Source organism: Pseudahrensia aquimaris (assembly GCF_042676045.1).
In the GTDB taxonomy this organism is placed as follows: Bacteria; Pseudomonadota; Alphaproteobacteria; order Rhizobiales; family Rhizobiaceae; genus Pseudahrensia; species Pseudahrensia aquimaris.
The window spans coordinates 602,702-626,898 of record NZ_JBHTJV010000003.1 but is presented as its reverse complement, the minus strand read 5'-3'; the positions used below and the strand labels follow the sequence as shown (position 1 = coordinate 626,898).

The 24,197-nt window shown below is 55.2% G+C and carries 9 protein-coding genes; 6 read left to right on the top strand and 3 right to left on the bottom strand.

What is annotated here, in order from left to right; translation table 11 throughout:
• The first annotated feature begins 13 nt into the window (after positions 1–13).
• The 5 genes from ACFQ14_RS06450 (at position 14) to ACFQ14_RS06430 (ending at position 19,371) form a co-directional block, all read left to right on the top strand.
• Entirely contained in the window at positions 14–13,315 is a 13,302-nt protein-coding gene (locus ACFQ14_RS06450; RefSeq protein ID WP_377211879.1) for an Ig-like domain-containing protein, read from the top strand.
• Positions 13,316–13,427: 112 nt separating this feature from the next.
• Complete coding sequence (locus ACFQ14_RS06445) at positions 13,428–14,930, top strand: TolC family protein (protein WP_377211878.1); 1,503 nt, start codon at positions 13,428–13,430, stop codon at positions 14,928–14,930.
• A gap of 28 nt (positions 14,931–14,958) precedes the next feature.
• Complete coding sequence (locus ACFQ14_RS06440; protein ID WP_377211877.1) at positions 14,959–15,726, top strand: efflux RND transporter periplasmic adaptor subunit; 768 nt, start codon at positions 14,959–14,961, stop codon at positions 15,724–15,726.
• Between the two features lie 2 nt (positions 15,727–15,728).
• Positions 15,729–17,219, top strand: a complete 1,491-nt coding sequence (locus ACFQ14_RS06435; RefSeq protein WP_377211876.1) for an efflux RND transporter periplasmic adaptor subunit — start codon at positions 15,729–15,731, stop codon at positions 17,217–17,219.
• A gap of 1 nt (position 17,220) precedes the next feature.
• A complete protein-coding gene (locus tag ACFQ14_RS06430) occupies positions 17,221–19,371 on the top strand; it encodes a site-2 protease family protein (RefSeq protein WP_377211875.1) in 2,151 nt (716 codons plus the stop codon).
• 1 nt (position 19,372) lies between these two features.
• Here the strand turns inward: ACFQ14_RS06430 and ACFQ14_RS06425 are convergent, their stop codons facing one another.
• From ACFQ14_RS06425 to ACFQ14_RS06415, 3 genes are all read right to left on the bottom strand, one after another.
• Entirely contained in the window at positions 19,373–19,870 is a 498-nt protein-coding gene (locus ACFQ14_RS06425; RefSeq protein ID WP_377211874.1) for an aggregation factor core, read from the bottom strand.
• Positions 19,871–20,002: 132 nt separating this feature from the next.
• Positions 20,003–20,863, bottom strand: coding sequence for an MBL fold metallo-hydrolase (locus tag ACFQ14_RS06420; protein ID WP_377211873.1), 861 nt, complete (start codon positions 20,861–20,863; stop codon positions 20,003–20,005).
• On the bottom strand, positions 20,860–22,209 hold the full coding sequence (locus ACFQ14_RS06415) for an aminotransferase class III-fold pyridoxal phosphate-dependent enzyme (protein WP_377211872.1): 1,350 nt from the start codon (positions 22,207–22,209) through the stop codon (positions 20,860–20,862). Before ACFQ14_RS06415 ends, ACFQ14_RS06420 begins: the two co-directional genes overlap by 4 nt.
• Positions 22,210–22,354: 145 nt before the next feature.
• On the opposite strand from ACFQ14_RS06415, the gene ACFQ14_RS06410 reads away from it, so the two are divergent.
• On the top strand, positions 22,355–23,839 hold the full coding sequence (locus ACFQ14_RS06410; protein WP_377211871.1) for an aldehyde dehydrogenase: 1,485 nt from the start codon (positions 22,355–22,357) through the stop codon (positions 23,837–23,839).
• The last annotated feature ends 358 nt before the right edge of the window (positions 23,840–24,197 follow it).

Sequence of the window (24,197 nt, the reverse complement as noted above, 5' to 3'; positions counted from 1 at the left end):
AGGCTGAAAATCCATGAAATCCTTGAAAACACCCAAGGGTGCTCGCGTTAAGGCGGGTCCGATCTCCTTAGAATCCAAAGCATTTGATTCGTCAGCGCTTGGTGAAATCGAAGGCACTTCGGACATGCACGCGCTGGAGCCGCGCATTTTGCTGGACGCGGCAGGTTTTGAAACCGGTGCCGAAATAATCGACGCAGCACACTCGGCAGAGGTGAGTGATGCCGTCGATAATGCGCTGGCAGGCAAGGGCGTTGCGCCTTGGTCTTCAGACGAAAATACCGCAACCAAAGCGTTGCTGGAGAGCTTCGAGGCACCGCAAACAGCGCAGATCGCATTTGTTGATGCAGGCATTGAAGACGCACAAACCTTGATCGCAGGATTTGGCGATGATGTCGAAGTCTATGTCTTGAGCGCCGACAGCGACGGCGTGGAACAGATGGCATCAGTGCTGGCGGAGCGCGAAAATCTCGACGCAATTCACATTTTCTCTCACGGACGCTCAGGCACGTTGGATTTGGGGTCCACCAAACTGACCGAGGCGTCGATGAACAGCCGCCACGCCGATGAGATGGCCATTATCCGCGATTCGCTATCGGAATCCGCCGATATCCTGATTTACGGCTGTGACTTCGCCGCCAACGCCCGCGGTGTGTCCGCCGTTGAGGCATTCGCTGCGGCAACAGGCGCAGACATTGCCGCATCCGAAGATTTGACCGGATCTGCAACCTATGGTGGTGATTGGGACTTGGAGGTTGAGCGCGGCAGTATCGAAGCTGCTGCAATATCAAGCGCCTCCTATGACGGCGTTTTGCCCGATCCACCCGTTGTGAACGCACCCGCCGCGATCACAGTCCTTGAGGATGGGCAGTTTTCATTCACGGGGGCCAATGCGATCACCGTGAGCGATCCAGATTCAGCCAATTTGACGGTGACACTGTCGGTCGATCCAGCTTACGGCACCCTTAATGTGGGCAATGTGGGAGGCCTGACCATCACAGGCCAAAGCACGTCCGCCGTCTCGGTCTTTGGTGCTGTTGCCAACGTCAACACCGCTCTTGCCAGCGCGACGTTCACCCCAACCGCAGACTTCAACACGCAAGCTCTGACGTCCATCCCACTCACCATCAGCGCGCAAGATGAAGCAGCGACCAATGGTAATCTGATCAATGGTGATTTCGCATTGCCGCCCGGACAAGCCGGTTTTGTTGATGCGAACCTTGTCAGCGGTTGGGACACCACCGACAGTTCCAATGAAATAGAGTTTTGGAACGGCCCTCAAACCGGTTTTCCAAATCCAGCCAGTTGGGTGCCCGCCACCGGAGATGCAACCGGCTATTGGGTCGAACTGAATGCGAATTCCGCTTCAGCGCTCACACAAACCATCACACCTGTTGCCGGTTCCACGCTCGAATTCTCCTTTGCCCACCGCGCGCGTCCGCAATTCGACGGTGCTACAGTCGTCAATGGAAATACGGTTTTCAACTATGTGGACATCGACAACACCGCCCGTGTGACCGTCACAGATCTGGGTGCGAACGGCGTATTGGGCGGCGGTGATGACGCGGTCATTTTCACCAAAGACTACACGAGCAACAGCGCAGCATGGGAGTTTTATACCGATTCAATTTCGACACCGGCAACAGGCAATGCTGTCCTGCTTTCGTTTGAGGCCATTGCCGGTTCAGGCACGGGTGCAAACACGAACTCTGAAGGCAATTTCCTCGATCTCGTCTCCCTTGCCGCCGTGTCGCAAAACGACACTGTCGTCAACTCTGTTTCCGTGCTGCCGGTTGTCGATGCCGTGCCCGACACGTTATCGACCAGTGATGTGACACCGATCACCTTCAACGTGCTTACAGGTGCTGGGGGAGCGTCTGCTGATAACTTTGACGGTACGCCGATTGTTACGTCTATCACCCAGCCAACTCTGGGCAGTGCCTCGTTGGATAACTCCGACGGCACAATCACCTACACACCCGCAGCAGGTTCAACGGGGCTTACAACCTTTACATACACGGTCACATCTGGCGGTGTCACAGAGAGTGCAACGGTTACAATCAACGTTGGCGCGTCAAACACCGCGCCAACGTTCAGCTTTCCGGGAACTCTGTCGGTAGATGAAGACGGTTCCATCAATTTTGGTGGCACCGTAAATGATCCGGATGCAGGTTCCATTACGATGACGTTCTCGGTTGATCCGGCGCACGGAACACTGTCTGGTTTTGTTACACCTGGCGTCACTTTCACGGGAAATGGCACAAACACGCTCACCATGACGGGCATTGCGGGTGCTTTGCAGAATTCTCTGGAGGCCGTTCGTTTCACACCAGTTGCTGATTTCAACACCTCGATCCTCGGCACTATTCCCATCAACATCAGTGCGACTGACGGCGTTGCGCCAGCTGTTACCGATACAATCGATGTGACGGTCAATCCTATCGTGGACACGGCCGCCGATACGCTTTCGACGGACGATGCAACCGCAATCACTTTCAACGTGTTAACCGGTGCAACAGGCGCGGTAGCGGACAACTTTGAAGGCACGCCGCAGGTGATTGCTGTATCGACGCCAACGTCTGGTAGCGTGTCGATTGATAATGCCGACGGTACACTGACATTCACGCCCAGTGCCGGCTTCACGGGTTCCACAACCTTCACCTATACGGTCACATCCGGTGGAGTGACCGAAACCGAAACGGTGACGATCAATATCGGTCAGTCTAATCAGTTGCCGATTGCCAATCCGGATGCGGTGAACGTAATTGCCGGTGGTCCGGCTGTTCCAGTCGATGTTTTGTTCAACGACACTGATCCAGACAGTAATCCGATCAATGTTACCGGAGTTTTTGACCCATCTGCACCGGGTGTTTTCATTCCGCTCATCTCGGGCGGAAGCGCTATATTTGCTGATGGAACGACAGTGACCCTGCTTCCAAATGGGCAGCTTTCTGTTGCCGCTCCAGCCACAGCTACAGGCTCAGCGGTGTTTGACTATCAAATTGCAGACTCATCTGGCGCCACTGCTGTAGCCAGCGTTGCAGCTGCTATTGTAAGCGATACCGATGGCGATGGCGTCGCTGACATTGATGATATCGACGATGACAATGACGGTATATTAGACAGCGTTGAACAGCGTTATTCGCCTGGTTTTCAGGTTGGTGTTTGGAATGTAACAAACTTTCAGCAGCCTTCGCTGACAGCAGGTGATGCGAACTTCATTGCCAGCACTGCGGATATGCAGCCCCTGTCTTTTGGTCCAGGGGTAACTGGGGTTGCTTCGTCTGTGCCTGACAACAATCATATTGCAATTGATGGATTGGACTCTGCCACGCTCACCGATGCGATTGCCAATGATGATTATATAGATGTCGCATTCGTTCCCGACCAAGATGCGCGTATCGCAAATGCATTCATGTCGGTCTATACCGATGGCACCAATCCCGATGTTGCGGGCCTGAACGGGACATGGATGGTCAGCACAGACGGCGGCACGACTTTTACGCCTTTTGCTGAATCTGATTTCGACAATTCGGGCATCAGTCTCAACACGACCGGCTTCACAAATAACGCCATCTTGAGCGACGAGCCAACGGTTCGCGCAGGCCAAACAGCCATTGTACGCCTCTATCTGCACGGTTCTCCGGCGACCAGCGGTAATATCGACGATATCGGCCTGACATTTCTAGGCGGCCCCGCCGACACAGATGGGGACGGTATTGCTGATTATCTCGACATAGATTCAGACAATGACGGCATAACCGACAACATCGAAGCGCAGACCACCGTTGGCTACATTGCTCCTTCCGGCGTTGGCGCGTTGATGGGTGACGCGGATGGAGACGGTTTGGATGATGCCTATGATGCAACACCAAATGGTACGGCAGATGGCGCAGGTTCCATTGGGCTGGCACCGGTAAACACTGATGGCGGAACGCCGCCTGCCGGGGTTGCGATCGTTCCCGACGCAACGCCAGACTATCTCGACACGGATTCCGATGGTGATGGTGTGACGGACGCCGCCGAAAACGGTTTCGGCCAGCCAGTGCAAACAGGTCTTTCAACCGCCGCCAATGATGCTGACGGGGACGGACTTTTCGATATTTTCGAAACAGCGATTGACGGCAACACAAATGACGGTTTCGTGGTCAACGAAGGCATCTCTCCGTTGGATGGCACCTTACCGGACAATGATGCCGATGCGGCAACCGCCATTCCCTTGCTAGCCGATCTCGACTACCGCGACGCAGTGCCCGCGCCATGCATTGATCTCGACGGCGATGACAGCCACGTGGGCGGTGCTGCCGCCATATTCAGCGGCAATGTTGAACTGGCCAACATGGTCGGGCCAACGGTCACCGGAACAACTGGCGCTATAGGTCAGACCGCTGAATGGACTGGCGCATCGGTCTTGTCAGACGGAACGCCGCTGACATTGCGGGCAACAGTGGTGAGCCTCTCAGCGGGCGGTGACGTTAGTTTCGGGCTGTCTCCGGGAGGCCGAGCTGCCAACACACTTTCAACAGATACAGTCGCTGAAATTCGGTGGGAACTGTTTCTTGAAGGCACTAACACACCCTATTTCGGCGACATACTGCCAACAATTGTTGACATCGACGGAGACGCAACCGATCCGAGCACAGGCGAAAGAGTGACGGTTTCAAAGGACGGCCTCATTGCCTACGCGGTCGATCCTGCAACAAACCTTGATATCAACGACTTTGCTGATCGCATCGAATTTGTCGGCACTCAAACGCAAGGCGGCACAGACCCCGAAGCACGCTTTCAGCTCGCCTACAAAGATGTTTCCGGCTTTACGCTGACGTATGATTACCGTGGCGGCGGCGGCACATTTGCATTGCTTTCAAGCGACACAGCCGATCTGACAGCCATCACCAACGTCAATCCGGATAAGGGCTACGCCGATACATTTGCCGAAGGTGACACGCCTGTTGCCGTGGCTGATGACGTGGTTATCGATGACAACATCGGAGCCACCCAATCGGTTCTGACCATTGCCCTCAACAATATCGCAGACGGCGCGGACGAAAAATTCGTAATCGGCGGTGAAGAATTTGAAGCAGGAGCTGCCGAAACTGCGACTGTTTCATTGGCTGGTGGCGGAACTGCAGAGATCGTGTTCAACGGCGCAACTTTCACGATATCCGGCTCCGGTGGAGCTATCATTTCCGACGCTGATCTGACAGCTCTGGTTCAAGGCATTACATACGAAAACACGAGCGATGATCCCACAGCAGGTGATCGCAACCTGATTGTAAATCTTGATAACGGCGTAGCGGTAAGCCCAGACGCGATTTCGACGATCACAGTGGTTCCCGTCAATGATGCCCCAACCATTGATCTTGATGGCGCGGACGCCACAACAACGGGTGCCGATTATCAAGGCATCTTCACCGAAGACCTCGGCGCGGTTCCGGTTCTGTCTGTGGGCGATGCTCCAATCGTTGACGTTGATGACATCAATATCGAAAGTGGCGCGGTCACCTTCACCAATCCTTCGGCAAACGATCAATTGCTGCTCGGCGCGACCGTACTCTCTTCTGGTGACACCGGCACAGTTTCCGGTATCGCCTACACCGTCTCAACGGGCGGCGGAGGAGAGCTGATTGTCAGCTTGTCAGGCTCTGCCACAAAGGCAGCGTACGAAGCACTCTTGGGCTCTCTCAATTTCAACAACACCAGCCAATTCCCCGACTTGGCAGACCGTATCATCACTTTTCAGGTTAACGACGGCGATACAGACTCTAACATTGCCACGTCCACAATTTCCATTGTGCCGAATCTCGATCCACCCGTAATTGTGCCGGACCCCAACGGCAACAATACGGTTGGTGGCAAATATCTCGGTGAGTTCATTGAAAACGGCAATCCGCAACCGATTGTGGATGGTGACGTGCGCGTGATTGATGTGGATTCAACCACAATTCAAACCGCTGTCATCACACTCACAAACGCTGAGGTGAGCGATGTCTTGAACGTGCAGGTGCCAAGCGGCATCGCAATTTCTGCTGCCGTGGATACGTCAGTTGCTGGTGAAATCACGGTGACCCTAAACGGCAACGCAACGCCAGCAGAGATGCAACTCGCTATTCAGGGCGTGCGTTTCTTCAATTCCTCTGAAGATCCCGTTGGTGGTGTACGTGAGTTTGAAATCTATCTCATTGACGATTCCAACACCCAAGGCGCAACCGTCACGACTTGCATCAATGTGGTGCCCGTCAACGATGTGCCATTCCTTGATCTCGACCGCCCCAACACCACCGATGGCGGCAATGACTATTCCGGAATTTTTGTAGAAGATTCCGGCGGCGCACCAATCTCCAACACTGGCAATACGCTGTTGCAGGATTTGGATGACGCCAACATGCAGTCGATGACAATAACATTGACCAATCCGGAAGCCGGCGACGAACTCATTGTCGCAACCGGCGCAACGCTGCCGGCGGGCATCACGATAGATCCAGCATCAACGGCAACCAATGTCATACTGACGGGCGACGCCTCTATTGCTGACTACCAAGCAGCGCTTGATGCCATCAACTTCAACACGCTCTCTCAAGACCCAATCGAGACTGATCGATTGATCGACGTGGTGGTCAACGATGGAGAAGATGCCTCTAATGTCGGCACGGCAACCATCTCGGTGAGAGCGGTCAACGATGCGCCTATTCCACAAGACCCTGGCAATCCGGGCATTGAAGATGACGCTATGCCGCCACAAGTTGGAGTGGATTCTGCCGCTCTGCCATTGTTCAATATTACTTCCTATTTCAGCGATGCTGACGACACGGTGCTGACCTATTCGCTGGGTAGCGACACGCCGGGCTGGATCAGCGTTGATCCGAACACAGGTGCGATTACCGGTACTCCGCCTCCTGACGCCAGCCAGAATACAAACGTGGTGGGCAACGCTGATGGCGTCTACACAATCACAGTAATAGCCACCGACCCCGGCAGACCCGAAGTCCGCGCCGATCCTTTGGTGCCGGTCGATCCGCTTGACCCATCAACAGGAACACCGGCTACGCCGCCATTATCCGGCTCGACTACTGTCACCTACACGATCACAAACCCTCTGCCAGTGGCAGTCGATGATTCCTTCACCCATACTGAAGGTGCGGCCAACACTACTGGCACAGTCTTCTCTAATGGCAGCCCCAACACGGCAACCACGGATGACAATGACGGTGACGGCGACAGCTTCACTGTCACTGAAGTTGCTGGTTCAGCCGCCAATGTCGGCCAGCCTGTAGCAGCCAGCAATGGTGGCCTCATTACAATTGAAGACGATGGCTCTTTCACGTTCGATGATAACGGCGAATTCGAATACCTCGCAGTTGGACAAACCCGTACCACCACCATCACCTACAACGTCACAGATGCTGATGGCGGCGTTGGTGTAACGCCAGCAACGGTGACGGTGACGGTCACAGGCACCAATGATGTTGTTGTTTTCGATGATCCAACGGGTGAATTGTCAAACCAGACGGGCGTAGATGGTGAACTCGACGCACCATTCGACATGGCGCCGTTCTTCTCCGATGCAGATACCAATGACACGCTCACATTCTCTGCCGATCCCGCAGACCTTCCCGTTGGTATGAGTGTGAGCGCTGCCGGTGTTCTATCCGGCACGCCGGACAAAGACGCTTCTCAGGGTGGCGATGGAAATGGCGTTTACGTAATTCCAATCACTGTGACCGACGGTAACGGCTCGACGATCGTCACCAATCTCACCTACACCGTCACCAATCCCGGCCCAACAGCCTTGGATGATATCGGAACGACAGATCAGAACACTTCGATAACCCGGACTGCCGCGACTGGCATCATCAATGACAATGATACGGATCCAGATGGCGACACGCTCATCGTTACTCGTGTTGTGGCTGGAACGGATGTTACGGCACTAACGCCCCTCACTGATGGAACTGGCGTTGCTACGTCTGTGACAGGTTCATCGGGCGGCACCTTCACAATCGCGGCCGATGGTTCATATACATTCAACCCCGGCAGCGATTTTGCTTACCTTGATGATGGAGAGGCTGCCGTCACATCCATCGCCTATCAAATCGACGATGGCCAAGGCGGCACTGCTACAGCCGTGGTCAGTGTTACCGTCAATGGTTTGAACGACGCGCCAACGCCGTTCGACCCAGACGATCCGACTGGTCCTGCTGATCCCGGCGATTATATTCCGGACCAAACCGGAACAGACAATGCTCCTTTGGCCCCGCTGGATGTCCAGCCCTACTTCCAGGATGCAGACGTAAGCGATCAGCCAAATCTCACGTATTCCATCGTGAGCGGCCCGAGTTGGCTGGCGTTCGATCCGGCAAATCCGACGCAACTCATCGGCACACCACCAAACGATGCGTCAACCGATGGCCCCACAAGCGATGGCCAATATCCTGTTGTGATTTCCATCTCCGATGGCACGGCGAGTTTTGAGACCACCGTGCTCTATGACATCGGAAACCTGCCGCCCGATGCGGTAAATGACGCTTACACCGCATCCGAAGACGCGCCGCTGACGGTGCCGCTTGCCACTGGTGTTATCAATAACAACGACACAGATGGCGATGGTGACGCGCTAACGGTCACACAACTGAACGGGCAGCCCTTGGTGCCCGGTGTTCAGGTAACGCTTGCGTCAGGCGCTCTCCTGACGCTGCAAGATGACGGCTCGTTTGAATACGATCCAAATGGCCGGTTCGAAGCCCTTGGCGTTGGTCAAACCGCCACGGACTCCTTCGATTATCAAATTGGTGATGGCGACGGTCTGTTCGACACAGCCACCGTTACAATAACGATAAATGGCGTAAACGATGGCCCGATCCCGGTCGATCCGGAGCAGCCGGTTGGTCCAAGCGATCCCGATGATCCATCCGACCCGGACGACCCCCGCGATCCGCCGGTTGATCCGCAGGGTTACATCCCCGGCCAGACCGGTGACGATGGAGCGCCACAGCCACCGCTCGATCTGACACCATACTTCGGTGACCCCGATGCCGGTGACGTGCCGATCCTCAGCGTTACCCCAAGCGATCTGCCGCCGGGCCTGACGTTCGATCCGACCACCGGCATCATTTCCGGTACGCCGGACGCCAATGCCAGCCAGTTGGGCGATCCGGGCACGCCGGGTGTCTACACGGTGCCGGTGACGGCGACCGACCCGAACGATTCCACGCTGACCTTCACAACCAACGTCGTCTACACGATCACCAACCCAGCACCTGTCGCCGAAGATGATGCGATCACCGCGCCGGAGAACGGTGTGACGACCGGCTCGGTGTTTGATCCCAACGGCACGGCCACGGGCGATACCGACCCCGATGGTGATACAATTGTGGTCAGCGAAGTCGCTGGCGATCCGGCCAACGTGAGCACGCCGGTTGCGGGTTCTGACGGTGGCACATTCACGATCAACCCGGACGGCACCTACACGTTCGATCCGGCTTTGGACTTCGATGATCTGCAACAGGGCCAAACCCGCACCACAACGGTTGCCTATCAGATCTCCGATGGGGAAGGCGGCTTTGACGATGCGGTGGTGACGGTCACGGTCACGGGTTCCAACGATGGCCCGATCCCGGTCGACCCAGAGCAACCCGTCGGCCCAAGCGATCCGCTTGATCCGTCGGACCCGGACGACCCCCGCGATCCGCCGGTTGATCCGCAGGACTACATCCCCGAACAGGCCGGCGATGATGGTGTGGCCCAGCCACCGCTCGATCTGACGCCTTATTTCGGTGATCCCGACGGCGGCGATGTTCCGGTCCTCAGCGTTGTGCCCAGCGATCTGCCACCGGGCCTGACCTTCGATCCGACCACGGGCATCATCTCCGGCACGCCGGACGCCAATGCCAGCCAGTTGGGCGATCCGGGCACGCCGGGTGTCTACACGGTGCCGGTGACGGCGACCGACCCGAACGATCCCACGCTGACCTTCACAACGAATGTGGTCTACACGATCACGAACCCAGCACCTGTCGCCGAAGATGATGCGATCGTTGCGCCGGAGAACGGTGTGACGACCGGCTCGGTGTTTGATCCGAACGGCACAGCCACGGGCGATAGTGACCCCGATGGCGATACGATTGTGGTCAGCGAAGTCGCTGGCGATCCGGCCAATGTCAGCACGCCGGTTGCCGGCTCTGACGGTGGCACGTTCACGATCAACCCGGACGGCACCTACACGTTCGATCCGGCTTTGGACTTCGATGATCTGCAACAGGGCCAAACCCGCACCACAACGGTCGCCTATCAGATCTCCGATGGGGAAGGCGGCGTTGACGATGCTGTGGTGACGGTCACGGTCACGGGTTCTAACGACGGTCCGATCCCGGTCGACCCGGAGCAGCCGGTTGGTCCGAGCGATCCCGATGATCCGTCCGACCCGGACGACCCCCGCGATCCGCCGATTGATCCGCAGGACTATATCCCCGGCCAGACCGGTGACGATGGAGCGCCACAGCCACCGCTCGATCTGACACCATACTTCGGTGATCCCGACAGCGGTGACGTGCCGATCCTCAGCGTCACCCCAAGCGATCTGCCACCGGGTCTGACGTTCGATCCGACCACGGGCGTGATCTCCGGCACGCCGGACGCCAATGCCAGCCAGTTGGGCGATCCGGGCACACCGGGTGTCTACACGGTGCCGGTGACGGCGACCGACCCGAATGACCCAACGCTGACCTTCACAACCAACGTGGTCTACACGATCACGAACCCAGCACCTGTCGCAGAAGATGATGCGATCGTTGCGCCGGAGAACGGTGTGACCACCGGCTCGGTGTTTGATCCGAACGGCACGGCCACGGGCGATACCGACCCCGATGGTGATACGATTGTGGTCAGCGAAGTCGCTGGCGATCCGACCAACGTGAGCACGCCGGTTGCGGGTTCTGACGGTGGCACATTCACGATCAACTCGGACGGCACCTACACGTTCGATCCCGCTCTGGACTTCGATGATCTGCAACAGGGCCAAACCCGCACCACAACGGTCGCCTATCAGATCTCCGATGGGGAGGGCGGCTTTGACGATGCTGTGGTGACGGTCACGGTCACGGGTTCTAACGATGGCCCGATCCCGGTCGATCCGGAGCAGCCCGTTGGTCCAAGCGACCCGCTTGATCCGTCCGACCCGGACGACCCCCGCGATCCGCCGGTTGATCCGCAGGGTTACATCCCCGGCCAGACCGGTGACGATGGAGCGCCACAGCCACCGCTCGATCTGACACCATACTTCGGTGACCCCGATACCGGTGACGTGCCGATCCTCAGCGTTACCCCAAGCGATCTGCCACCGGGCCTGACCTTCGATCCGACCACGGGCATCATCTCCGGTACGCCGGACGCCAATGCCAGCCAGTTAGGCGATCCGGGCACACCGGGTGTCTACACGGTGCCGGTGACGGCGACCGATCCGAACGATCCAACGCTGACGTTCACGACCAACGTGGTCTACACGATCACCAATCCCGCGCCTGTCGCAGAAGATGATGCGATCACCGCGCCGGAGAACGGTGTGACCACCGGCTCGGTGTTTGATCCGAACGGCACAGCCACGGGCGATAGTGACCCCGATGGCGATACGATTGTGGTCAGCGAAGTCGCTGGCGATCCGGCCAACGTGAGCACGCCGGTTGCCGGCTCTGACGGTGGCACGTTCACGATCAACCCGGACGGCACCTACACGTTCGATCCGGCTTTGGACTTCGATGATCTGCAACAGGGCCAAACCCGCATCACAACGGTCGCCTATCAGATCTCCGATGGGGAGGGTGGCTTTGACAATGCTGTGGTGACGATCACGGTCACGGGTTCCAACGATGGTCCGATCCCGGTCGATCCGGAGCAGCCTGTTGGTCCAAGCGACCCGCTTGATCCATCCGACCCGGACGATCCCCGCGATCCGCCGATTGATCCGCAGGACTACATTCCAGAACAGGCCGGAGAAGATGGAAGCCCCATTCCTCCACTGGATCTAACGCCTTATTTCGGCGATCCTGATGCTGGCGAAGCGCCTCTGGTTTCCGTTGTGCCCAGCGATCTTCCGCCGGGTCTGACCTTTAACCCAGCAACAGGCATCATCTCCGGCACGCCAGATGGAGATGCCAGTCAACTGACGAATGTTCCAGGTGGAACGCCAGGGGTCTACGTGATTCCTGTCACTGCAACCGATCCGAACGATCCCACGCTGACCTTCACAACCAATCTGACTTACGTGATCGAAAACCCACCACCTGTGGTGTCGCTTGGGATCCCTGATCAGGAAGGCGTTGACGGATTTGATGTGAGTATCGACACGTCGGTTCACTTTAATGATCCTGACGGCGACACGCTGAGCTACGCCCAAGTTGGACTGCCGACTGGGTTGACGATTGACCCTGTAACCGGGCTGATCAGCGGCACGCTTGACGGCAACGCTTCAAACGGTGGACCGAATGCGGATGGGTTTTATCCTGTCACGATAACGGTTGATGACGGGCAGGGCGGAATTGTATCGACCACCTTTGTTTTCGATGCCAACCCGCTTCAGGTCAGTATCCTTGATCAGCCGGATACGCCCACGTCAGGTCCCGAGGACCCGAATGTGCCATTTGTCGGTGATGTGGGTTTGTCGGTAAGCGATGGCGTCAACGCCCAAAGCCCACTTGGCCCGAACACGGCGCTGGAAGGTGACCTGGTCGTGACACAAGCCGTAAACGATGTTCGATTGCTCGGCGGTGGTGTCGGGCTGTTCGATAAAGACCATCCGATTATGGAGGCTATTCGAAACCAGATCGAAACCGATCGCGAAACGGGAACCGGCTTCGGTATATATGAAGACGATGGGCTAAGTGATATGGATTATTATCCGTATGTCGGTGGGCAGGTTGATACCACGCTGCGCAACGGTGCTTGCGATGTGACGCTAAGAACGCTGGTGTTCCAAACACATATGGCTGTCGATCTGATGACCTTTGGAAACGCTCGCATCGCATCTTGGGAAGTAGAGCTTGCTTCGGGAAGCGACTATCCGAACAAGGTTGCTCAAGTCGGTTCAAATGTAATTCTGCTTGAGCGGGTCGCGAATATTGATTTCGTTGAGCTGGACATCATCGCGAAGATGCGAAACGGCCAATTCGCGGTGTTCTCGGTGAACGTGAACATGGCAACAGGCGAGATACAACTTGATGGGCCGCCGGCGGAAGCCGAAACCGGTGCATCGAATTCGCTCTCGCAGCAGGTTCAGAAATTTGCGCAGTCTGCGCGATCAGTAACGCAATCACTCTTCAAAATATGACGGAACAATAACGATGGTTTCCACCAACGATAAAACTCGCCCACAAATACAACCTATTAGTGCAATTATACAGTCACGCACAACCAACACTCTCACGCCAGGATCCGAGATCATGACTCCAAAAGTGCACCGCATTTCCCACGGCATCGCTGCCACGCTTGCTCTCTCGCTGCTTGCAGGCTGCCAAATTGCGCCAAAGCAAATGACTGATCTTGAGATCGCGGCTTACTCGGAGGACAAGCTGGCGAGAGTAACGCAAGATCAAGAGCCGATAACGGGCCAGATCACGCTCTACGATGCTATGGCGCGGGCTTTGAAATACAATCTCGACTACAAGGTCGAGATTATGAACCGCCAATTGGCGAACAAAAATCTGCGTTTGAAGTCTTATGCCATGTTGCCAAAAGTGGTTGCCAATGGCGGATGGGCTGACCGCGACAACAGCGCTGCCAGCTATTCGCAAACGCTCTTTGCAGGTGTGCGTTCGGTCGATCCCACATTTTCAAAAGAACAAGGAAAATTTGCTGGGGACGTGACATTCTCATGGCACATTCTGGACTTTGGTTTGTCCTATATCCGTGCTCAACAAGCAGCTGACGAGGCCTTGATTGCCGAGGAACGCAAGCGCAAAATCATCAATAAAATCGTGGAAGATGTGCGCACTGCCTATTGGCGGGCTGTCAGCGCCGACCGTTTGTTGGAGGGCTTCCACAAGCTGCGCCACCGCACGGAGCGAGCATTAGCTCAATCGAAGCGTATTTTGAAAGCTGGTCAAACTTCACCGGTTTCGGCGCTCACCTACCAGCGCGAATTGGTTGACATTAAGCGCCAAATTCATCGTTTGGAACGTGAACTCAAAACATCAAAAATCCAACTTGCCGCACTGATGAATGTCAGCCCTGGCAGCAAATACTCGCTGCATATTCCCAAGCGTCGCTTGACAGATTTGGCGATCAAAGCGTCTGGCGACGAGATGTTGCGTGTGGCGCTTGAGAAGCGGCCAGAACTGCGCGAAGTCGGTTATCAGGAGCGCATCAACGTTAAAGAAGCGAAGGCTGCATTACTGGAAATTCTGCCGGGAGCATCGGTCTATGCAGGGCTAAATCTGGACACGAATGACTTTCTGTTCAATTCCAACTGGGTCAGCTACGGCGCAAAAGTCGGTTGGAACCTGATGAAGGTCTTCACCTATCCTGCACGTAAAGGCGCTGTTGATGCCAAGCAAGAAGTGCTCGACCAGCGTGCTCTGGCAACAACTATGGCGATCATGACGCAGGTTTATGTTTCGCGAGCTCGCTACAAATATCTTTATCAGTCAGCGCAGACAGCCGCCGAATACTATCAGGTGCAGCGCAAGCTGAAGGCCCAAATTGATGCCTCTGTAAGGGCTGGTGTGGCGTCCGAGCAAACCCGTATTCGCGAAGAGATGAACACACTGGTGGCCGCTGTTCAGTTTGATGTTGCCTATGCCGATCTGCAGAATGCCTTTGCGGCGGTTTATGCGGCGGTCGGGTCTGATCCGTACGACCAGAATATCTCTACTGACATGAGCGTCTCCGAGCTTTCGGCAGTCTTGAAGAAGACCTGGCGGGATCGCGGCGACTCACATCTCTAGGAGGCGGCCAAGGACAAGGGGATATGACATGAGGTTCACAAAACACTTTTGGGGTGCAAATTTAGTGAGGCTATCGGCAGCTTTACTCGCGCTGTCGGCACTGCCTGCACCGGCGTTTGCAGAGGATACTACGTTGCAATCACGCGGTCTGGTGCGTTCCAACGACAGGGTAGAAATTCGCTCGGACTTGTCTGCCGTGGTGGAGCGGGTTCACTACCGCGAAGGCATGTCATTTGCGAAGGGTAAGGAACTCATCGCATTCGACTGTTCGCGTTTGAAGGCTGAGTTGAACAGTGCCCGGGCGGCGGCATCCAGCGCCTCGTTAGAGTTGAAAGCCAAGAAATCTTTGCGTGCCAATGGAGCGGCAGGTTCCAGTGAAGTGCGCATCGCTCAAGCGGCCGTAAACCGCACTTTGGCTGACGCTGCTGCCGTTCGCGCTAGAATGAAATACTGTACGATTAGCGCGCCGTTTGATGGCCGCGTTGTGGCGCTCAACACCCATGTTCACGAAATGCCCGAAGTGAACACGCCGCTCATGGTCATCATCAATGATACCTCGTTGGAGCTTGAACTGGTGGTGCCGTCCAACTGGTTGCGTTGGCTGAAAATAGGGCAGGACTTTCAATTTTCTGTCGATGAGACAGGGCAAAACTATTCAGCAAAAGTTACTCGCATGGGCGCAGAGATTGATCCCGTAAGCCAGACAATTCGCATTTTTGGGACGCTAGAAGGTGATACTTCGGACGTTCTCGCCGGCATGAGTGGTTCGGCCCTTTTTCCTGCAAGCGGTTCCTGAACGTGACAGCTAAGGCGATCAGAATTGAGCCGAGTGCGCCTATTGGCGAGGGGCCGAAGCCAGCTAACGATACGGCTGATGAGCGGCTCAAAACACGTGCGCAGCGGCTTGGTCCTGTGTCTGGCCCTGATGAAATGCGCAGTTTGCGCCGCAAATTGTTGCAGACTGAAAGCAGGCTGAGCAAGCTGGAGGCGCTACTCGAATTTGAAGACGCTGTGCGCAAGTGCCGAACGTTTCGAGAGCTTGTTTATTGCATCGCGAACAAACCGCTCGATCTGGTAGAAAGTCGTCAAATATTGATCTTTAGGGCGAGAGGTTTCCGCTCTGATAAGGTTAAACTTGACGCTGTCTCGAGCCTGTCATCGGTAGACGCAAACGCGCCTAAGGTGAGAGCTTTGGAGGACGCGCTTGGCAAAGTGCTTAAAGTGGCAATGCAGCGGGAAGAGACTGTCGTTGGCCAGCCTCTCGCTTTCGGTAGGCATGAGGATTCTTCTGCGCTCGCGGGCACTCTCGTTCCCCTGCTGGACGACCGCAAATTACCGTTTGCTGCTTTGGTGTTCGTCAGTGCTAACAACAAAGTTTCCGAAGCGCAGCCCATCCATGCGCTTGTCGGAGACGTTGCCCGCCATGCTTGGCTTAAACTACAACCACGCCGCCGAGCGACGGGTTCTATAAGACTGCCGCGCTATTTGAGCGCTGTCTTGGCTGTTGCATCTATCATAGTGATGTTCATTCCGGTTTCACTCACCGCTCTTGCGCCTGTGGAAATTGTTGCTCGCGACGCGCAGGTCGTGGCGGCACCCATTGATGGAATTATCGAAGAGATATTAGTTGAACCCAATTCGATTGTTAGCAAAGGCAAACCGCTTTTTCGTTTCGTTGATACTACGCTTGCTTCCAACCGCGATATTGCCAACGAGAAAAAGCTGGTTGCGATTGCACGGTTGAACACTGCGCAGCAGAATTCCTTCGGAAATGGCGAAGGCAAACGCGATCTTGCCATAGCAGAGGCGGAGTTACAGCTAGCCTTGAGAGAACTGGCTTACGCCGAGTCTCAGTTGGCGAAGGCCGTCGTCGCTTCTTCGCGCGATGGTGTAGCTGTTTTCGACCGTAAATCCGATTGGCAGGGCAGACCTATTGCTGTGGGCGAACGTGTGCTGGAGATCGCTGATCCGAGGTCGGTGGAAGCTGAAATGTTCCTACCTGTTAGCGATGCTATCGTTTTGCATAAAGACGCCGAGGTGAGGCTTTTTCTCGATTCCAGTCCTCTGTCAGCAATTCCTGCAACGGTGAAATCTGCAAGCTATCGGGCAGTGCCGCATGAAGGCAAAGAAGCATCTTACCGAGTGGTCGCTCGTATATCGGGCGAAGAAGATGCCCTTTTGCGGATCGGCACCCGTGGCACCGCGCAGGTCTTTGGTGAGACGACAACACTTGGCTTTTTCCTGTTCAGGAAGCCGCTTGCATACATTCGTCAATGGATAGGTTGGTAGAATGTCTGTCCAGTGCGCGCCGCCGCCACCGCACGGCAGAGCGGAGTTGCGGGTTCCGCAATTGCGCGAAGACTTGGAGATTTTGGAAGGCTGGCCCAGCCACAACGGCGCACCAACTTGGCTTTTGTTCGACCCGCTGCGCAACCGCTATTTCCGCATCAACAACTCGATGTTCCAGATGCTCGCTTTTTGGGAATCCGATGAGTTTTCCAAAATCACAGAAAGGGCTGCTGCCGCGCTTCATCGCCCTGTCGAAGGCGGTGAGTTAGGTGAATTTGTCAAATTCCTGTTCGCTAACGAACTGACGGCAAAGCCGCTAGACGGCGAAGCAACGAGCTATGCCCGCATTGAGGCGCAAAAGCATAAATCCTTGTTCGGCCGAGCGTTGCATGGGTATCTGTTTTTCAAAGTGCCATTGTTTCGTCCGCAGCGGTTCCTGCGCGCTACGTGGCCAATTGTGAAACCGTTGTTCTCATCTGCCGCCGCAACTGCATTCATAATTTTCGGCCTGCTATCGCTCTATCTCGTGTCCCAACAGTGGAGCGCATTTACCAGCCAGTTCATGCATTTTCTCTCGATTGAGGGGATCGCGCTTTTCGCGGTGAGTCTTGTCTTCGTGAAAATCGTTCACGAATTGGGCCATGCCTATATGGCGACGAAATACGGGTTGGACGTTCCCGTCATCGGGGTCGCCTTTCTTGTGCTCATGCCGATCATGTATACCGATACGTCGAACGCATGGCGCCTGCCGTCGCGGCGCAAGCGGTTGATGGTGGACGGCGCCGGCATCATGACCGAAATGTGCTTGGCGGTGATAGCCACCTTGTTCTGGGTATTCCTGCCAGACGGCACGATGCGTGCAATCGCGTTTTCAATTGCTACGGCCGGTTGGATTTTGAGTGTGGTGATTAATCTCAATCCGTTCATGCGCTTCGACGGGTATTACATCCTTTCCGACGTCCTCGGTTTTGAAAACCTGCAAGAACGAGGCTTCAAAATGGCGCGATGGAAACTGCGGGAAGTGCTTTTTGCGCTGTGCGAACCACCGCCTGAGAGACTGTCGCGACGGCTTGCGGCAACGCTCGTGCTGCATGCGTGGGGAACGTGGATCTACCGCTTCTTCCTTTTCCTCGGCATCGCGTTCTTGGTCTACGCTTTTTTTATCAAAGTGATCGGCATTTTCCTTTTTGTGGTGGAGATCGCTTGGTTCATTTTGCTCCCCATCTATCGAGAAATGAAAGTCTGGTGGTCTATGCGCTCTCGTCTTTTTCAAACCCGCCGAGGCTGGACCACGCTTTCTGTTTGGGTTGGGCTCGCAATTGCGTTTTTTGCGCCACTGTCAAACGAGGTTCGCTTTCCTGCCGTGCTTCACGCCTCGCAAGAAGTGGAAGTTGTGCCACCGCTTTCTGCGAAACTGGTGTCTTTGAAAGTTGCACAGGGAGACCGCGTCGCCGCTGGTCAGACTTTGACGCAGATGCAGTCGCAGACATTAGCGCTCGATATCGAGCGCGTTGAAAGCGAGATTGAACTGCTCAAAACCCGTATCGACCGCAGCGGTTCCAATACGCAGGAAAAAAACCAAACCAGGATTTTGCAGTCGCAGCTTGTAAGCAAGCAGCAAACCTTGTCGGGACTTTTGCAGCGGTCCGACGAACTCGTCATCAAGGCAGCATTTTCCGGTGTCGTCGTTGATATGGATAGGAGCCTGCGTTCTGGCGACATGGTGGCGCGTGGGCACTTAATGTTCCGCATCAAAACCGACGCGGAGGTTTCGGTGTCGGGCCTGGTCGCTGAACATCAGGTTCCGAGGCTGACACTTCAAGCAAAGGGCGCGTTCATTCCCGAAAACCTCGCGCTTGAAAAAATTCCACTCATTTTGAACCAGATAAGTGAAACACCAATCCAGCAGATCGCGTTCGTCGAGTTAGCTGACATTTATGGCGGCACGGTTCCGATCATGGATCAATCCGGCGAAAAGCCTGCGCCCATGGGCAGCTATTACCGTGCGAAGTTGGCGGCATCCGACGATCAAAGCATTGCAGTTGAACAAACCCAAATTGGAACCGTTCACTTGCAGGCGAAAGCCGTTTCGTTGTCACAACGGGTTTTTAGACGTATCGGCTCGGTTCTTATCCGGGAGAGCGGATTTTGACTTAGCAGCTAGGCGTTTTCACCACCGCACGCGCATTGGTCGAGAAGTTCCCAAAACCGCTCATTTCAGCGCCCTTGAAGCGCACGCCAGCACCTTCAATCTCCGAGCCTGACACAGTGATCTCGCGTGTGCCTACAGTGTCATCAACATCAATCGTGAAAGCGAGGGATTTTCCGGCACTCAATTCACGCACGTCAAAGACGATTTTTTTGTCGCCGTCGCGCACTTTCGGAATCTTTGAAAGTGACTGGCGGCCAGCAACGATATCAAGCGGTTGAAATACTTCCACGCCTGCGCCTGCACTCGTGACGTCGAAAATCAAACCTGACTTTGAACCGGAAAGATCGACAGTGATTTGCGCATCTTTGATGGTGCATTTGCCAGCATTTCGAATTGTAAAACGATCTTTTGGCGCACCCTCATCGAATTTCACACGCAGTTCAGCTTGCGCCGAAAGGGGAAGAGCGACGAGCAAGGCGGCTAGGGAGAGAGTTTTCATGAGACTGCGATTCCAAAATATACGAATGCTTCGGTTCGGGCCGCGATGCGCTCACCCAGTGTTGTGATAGGGTAGCTCACTTGGGCCAGGCTCACCAGTAAGAAAGATTGCGGTTGACGGCAGGGGTGTTTCTTAATCGAGCGAAATCCGCATGCCATCTTTCCCAATATACAATTCACCACTCCAATGATCTTTAATGGCTTCCAGCCAGTGATCATCGTTATAGGTAGGGTCATCCGACGGAATAAGGTGTGAAAGCGCCAGTCGCTTTACACCAGCGTTTGTTGCGGTCTTCGCGGCGTCATGTGCAAACGTGTGAGAGCGCAACCAGTGCTGCATAAGCTTGTCGCTGCCATTGCCCACACGCTCCATCAGTGCAGGCAAAGCAGCCTCCAGCATAGCTTCGTGAATGAGCAAGTCAGCGCCACGCGCAAAGTCTTCCAGTGCGGGAAGAGGGGCCGTGTCGCCTGAAAACACCACCTGCACTTTGGCGGTTCTGAACGAAAGCGCAAAGCAATCCACCAAAGGCGGATGAAGCGAGCGAATTGCGGACACGGTGATCCCATCCTGCTCCAACACCACGCCTTCCTCGATGACGTGAATCCTCACCAGATCGCGCAACGTTGGCCTGCCTTCGTCGTCTTGGCGCAGTTCAATGTCAGCCTTCATGGAATGAAGGAAACCATTCCAATAGGCGTCCAGGCCCTTCGGTCCGAAGACGTCTACCGGCGTTTTCAATCCAGCCGTCCATGACGTGTGAATAAGAGGCCCAAGCTCCAGATAGTGATCTGAATGCAGATGCGTGATGAAGATCCGGGAGAGCTCCTTGAGTTGCATACCTTGATCAACCAGCCCCTTAGTGACGCCCAAGCCGCAATCAACGACGAGTTTTTCACCGTTCAAGACGTAGAGGCTAGAGGTCGGTATGGATGAGCCAGGTCGAATAGCCGGCCCGCCTTTAGTGCCCAACAGAGCGACATAGTTTTCGCTCATGCGGCTGCCGCGAAGCCTTTATCAAGCGATGACAGAATGATGTCAGTGTCTTGCTCAGTCAGCACCAGCGGGGGCGAGAGGATGACATTGGGACCGGAAATGCGAACCATCGCACCCGATTGATATGTCACTTCTTGAATAATCGCTGCCGTTTCAGGATCGATGGGTTTTTTGGTCTCTCGGTTGCTGACCAGTTCCATCGCCGTCATGAGCCCGTGGCCACCGCGCACATCCCCGATAATATCGTATTTCTCCTGCAGTTTTTTGCAGCCTTCAAACATTTGATCACCCCGGGCCGCGGCGTTTTCCGTGACGTTCAAACGCTTGGTTTCGGCTAAGCAGGCCAGTGCAGCTGCGGCTCCAACGGGATGCCCCGAATAAGTGTAGCCATGACCGATTTTGGCGGCTGGATTGTGCTCGAACGCTTCCACCATTTTTTCGCCCATCATTACCGCGCCGAAAGGGAAGTAGCCGTTAGTGATTGCTTTGGCAGTCGCCATCATGTCGGGTTGAATGCCCCAAAGACGCGCGCCAGACCATGCGCCAGTGCGGCCATAAGCTGTGATGACCTCGTCGGTGATGAGCAAAATGCCGTGCCGGTCGCAGATCTCCCGCACCATCGGAGCGAACGATTTATGCGGAGGAATAACGCCGCCTGCACCCAGTATCGGTTCCATGATCATTGCTGCAATTGTGTTCGGCCCTTGAAATGCGATCTCGTCGGCTAGAGCCGCAATGCATAGATTGGCCAGCTTTTCCGGATCGGTTTCGTTGAACGGATTGCGATAAGTGTAAGGTGCGGGAATGTGATAGCATCCCGGCAGCAGCGGTTCGTAGTCGGCACGGAAATTGGCGTTGCCGTTTACACTGGCCCCGCCAATATGAGTGCCGTGATAGCCTTTCTTCAGGCTGAGGAACTTCACCCGTCCATGATTGCCGCGCAGCTTGTGATATTGCCGTGCAAGGCGAAGCGCAGTCTCCACTGAATCCGATCCACCGGATGTGAAGAAGGCTCTGTGCATTCCGTCGGGCTCGAAGAATTCGCGCAGTTCGTAGGAAAGCTCAATCGCCACATCGTTCGATGAACCGCGAAAGGTGGAATAGTAGGGCAGCTTGTCCAATTGTTCGGCTATCGCGTCTTTCACCGGTTGGCACGAATAGCCCAGGTTGACGTTCCAAAGCCCGCCCACAGCGTCCACCACTTTGTGTCCGTCTATGTCGGTGATTGTCACATCTTTGGAGCCGGTGATGATTTTGGGCGGATGGTCGATGCTGTCCTGCGGTGAGGTCATTGGGTGCCACATCAGACGACCGTTATTTTCCTTCAGGAAGTTTGAATCTTTCATTCTGCAGGCTCCGCTTGCTTCTGCTCGTGTATCGCGCCTTTTGATGTTTTCACGGCGCGCCATCTGCTGCACATTGAAGGGCGCTAGGGAAGAAAAAGCAATTGCCCATATTTGCATATTTGGGCGTGACAGGATGGGATATCCAATGGACCAGACTTCTATCGACGCCGTGCGGAACAGCAAAATTGTGCCGCAGCTTCATCTGATTGGCGGCAGGCACGTTGCTGCATCAGACGGTGGCGAGATGGATATCCTCTCACCATTGACCGGGCAATTGCTCACGAAGGCGGCTCGCGGGACAACTGAGGACATGGAGGCGGCGATTGCTTCTGCACGCGTTGCCTTTGAAGACAAACGATGGGCCGGACAACCGCCTGCCGCTCGCAAGAAGGTGATGCTGAAGTGGGCTGATCTGATTGACGCCAATGCCTTGGAACTCGCTGTCCTAGGCGTGCGTGACAACGGGACCGAGATCAGCATGGCGCTGAAGGCCGAGCCGGGATCTGCCGCCGCTACCATCCGCTACTATGCCGAAGCGCTCGACAAGATATACGGTGAAATTGCGCCGACTTCCGACGACATACTGGGCATGATCCACAAGGAGCCGGTTGGTGTTGTTGGCGCGATTATTCCGTGGAACTTCCCCCTGATGATCGGCGCGTGGAAGCTCGGCCCCGCGCTGGCTATGGGCAATTCGGTCGTGCTGAAGCCATCCGAGACAGCTTCGCTGTCGTTGATGCGCATGGCGGAGTTGGCCCTTGAAGCAGGCTTGCCGGAAGGCGTGCTGAATGCGGTGACAGGCGAAGGCGCGGTGGTTGGTGAAGCACTGGCCTTATCAATGGATGTGGATGTGTTGGTTTTTACTGGTTCCGGCACGACCGGCCGCCGACTTCTGGAATATGCCGCACGCTCCAACATGAAACGGGTCTATCTGGAACTGGGTGGAAAATCGCCCAACATCGTCTTCGCTGATGCTCCCAAGCTTGATGAGGCGGTCAAGGTCGCTGCTGGCGGCATTTTCCGGAATGCGGGACAGGTTTGCGTGGCCGGGTCTCGGCTTCTGGTGGAGGCAAGCATACATGACGACTTTGTAGCTGAATTGATCAAGGTCACGGAGGCCATGAAGGTCGGCGATCCGCTGAAACTAGATACAAATATAGGCGCGATCAATTCGCTAGCACAGCTGGATCGGAATCTGGAATTCGTCCAAACGGCATTGGCGGAGGGCGGGAATCTGATGACGGGCGGAAAGCGAACGTTGGAGGAAACCGGCGGCTATTTCATGCAACCAACAATCTTCACTGACGTGACGCCCGATGCAACACTGGCACAGAAAGAGGTGTTTGGGCCTGTTCTGGGTATCACGCCGTTCCACAGCGATGAGGAGGCAGTGCGGATCGCCAACTCGACCATCTATGGCTTGGCGGGTGCGGTGTGGACCTCAAACCTTTCCCGCGCTCACCGCATGGTGCGCGATGTGCGAACTGGTGTGATGCATGTAAACACATACGGCGGAGCTGATGGCACGGTTCCCTTGGGTGGTGTCGGTCAATCGGGCAATGGCAGCGACAAATCACTCCACGCGATCGATAAGTACATCAATCTGAAAACAGCTTGGATCAAACTCTAGTTTTCCCCACGATCAATCACTCTGATTGTTAGCACGCCCTTCGATACATCGGTTTTGAGATTTTTGTTTTTTCTGAAAGCAGTAGAAAAGGCTGCAATATTCGCCCCAGGCCTAAATAGCAGATTAAGTTAATTTTCTAAGATGTTGCGAATTTAAATCGGCCTCCAATACACGCTCCGTCATGTGTTCATTTACAAGCATCATTATTCAGGTCTGCCCCAACAAGGGCGAAATTTGTTTGGGGCAGTTTGTTTCTGTTGGCAGACAAAGTGATTGATGTAAGTCATGCTGTGCCAAAATTGAAAACGGGCAACAAATCGCTGTGCATTTGCATCCCAAAAACTCTGGCAATTTTGCA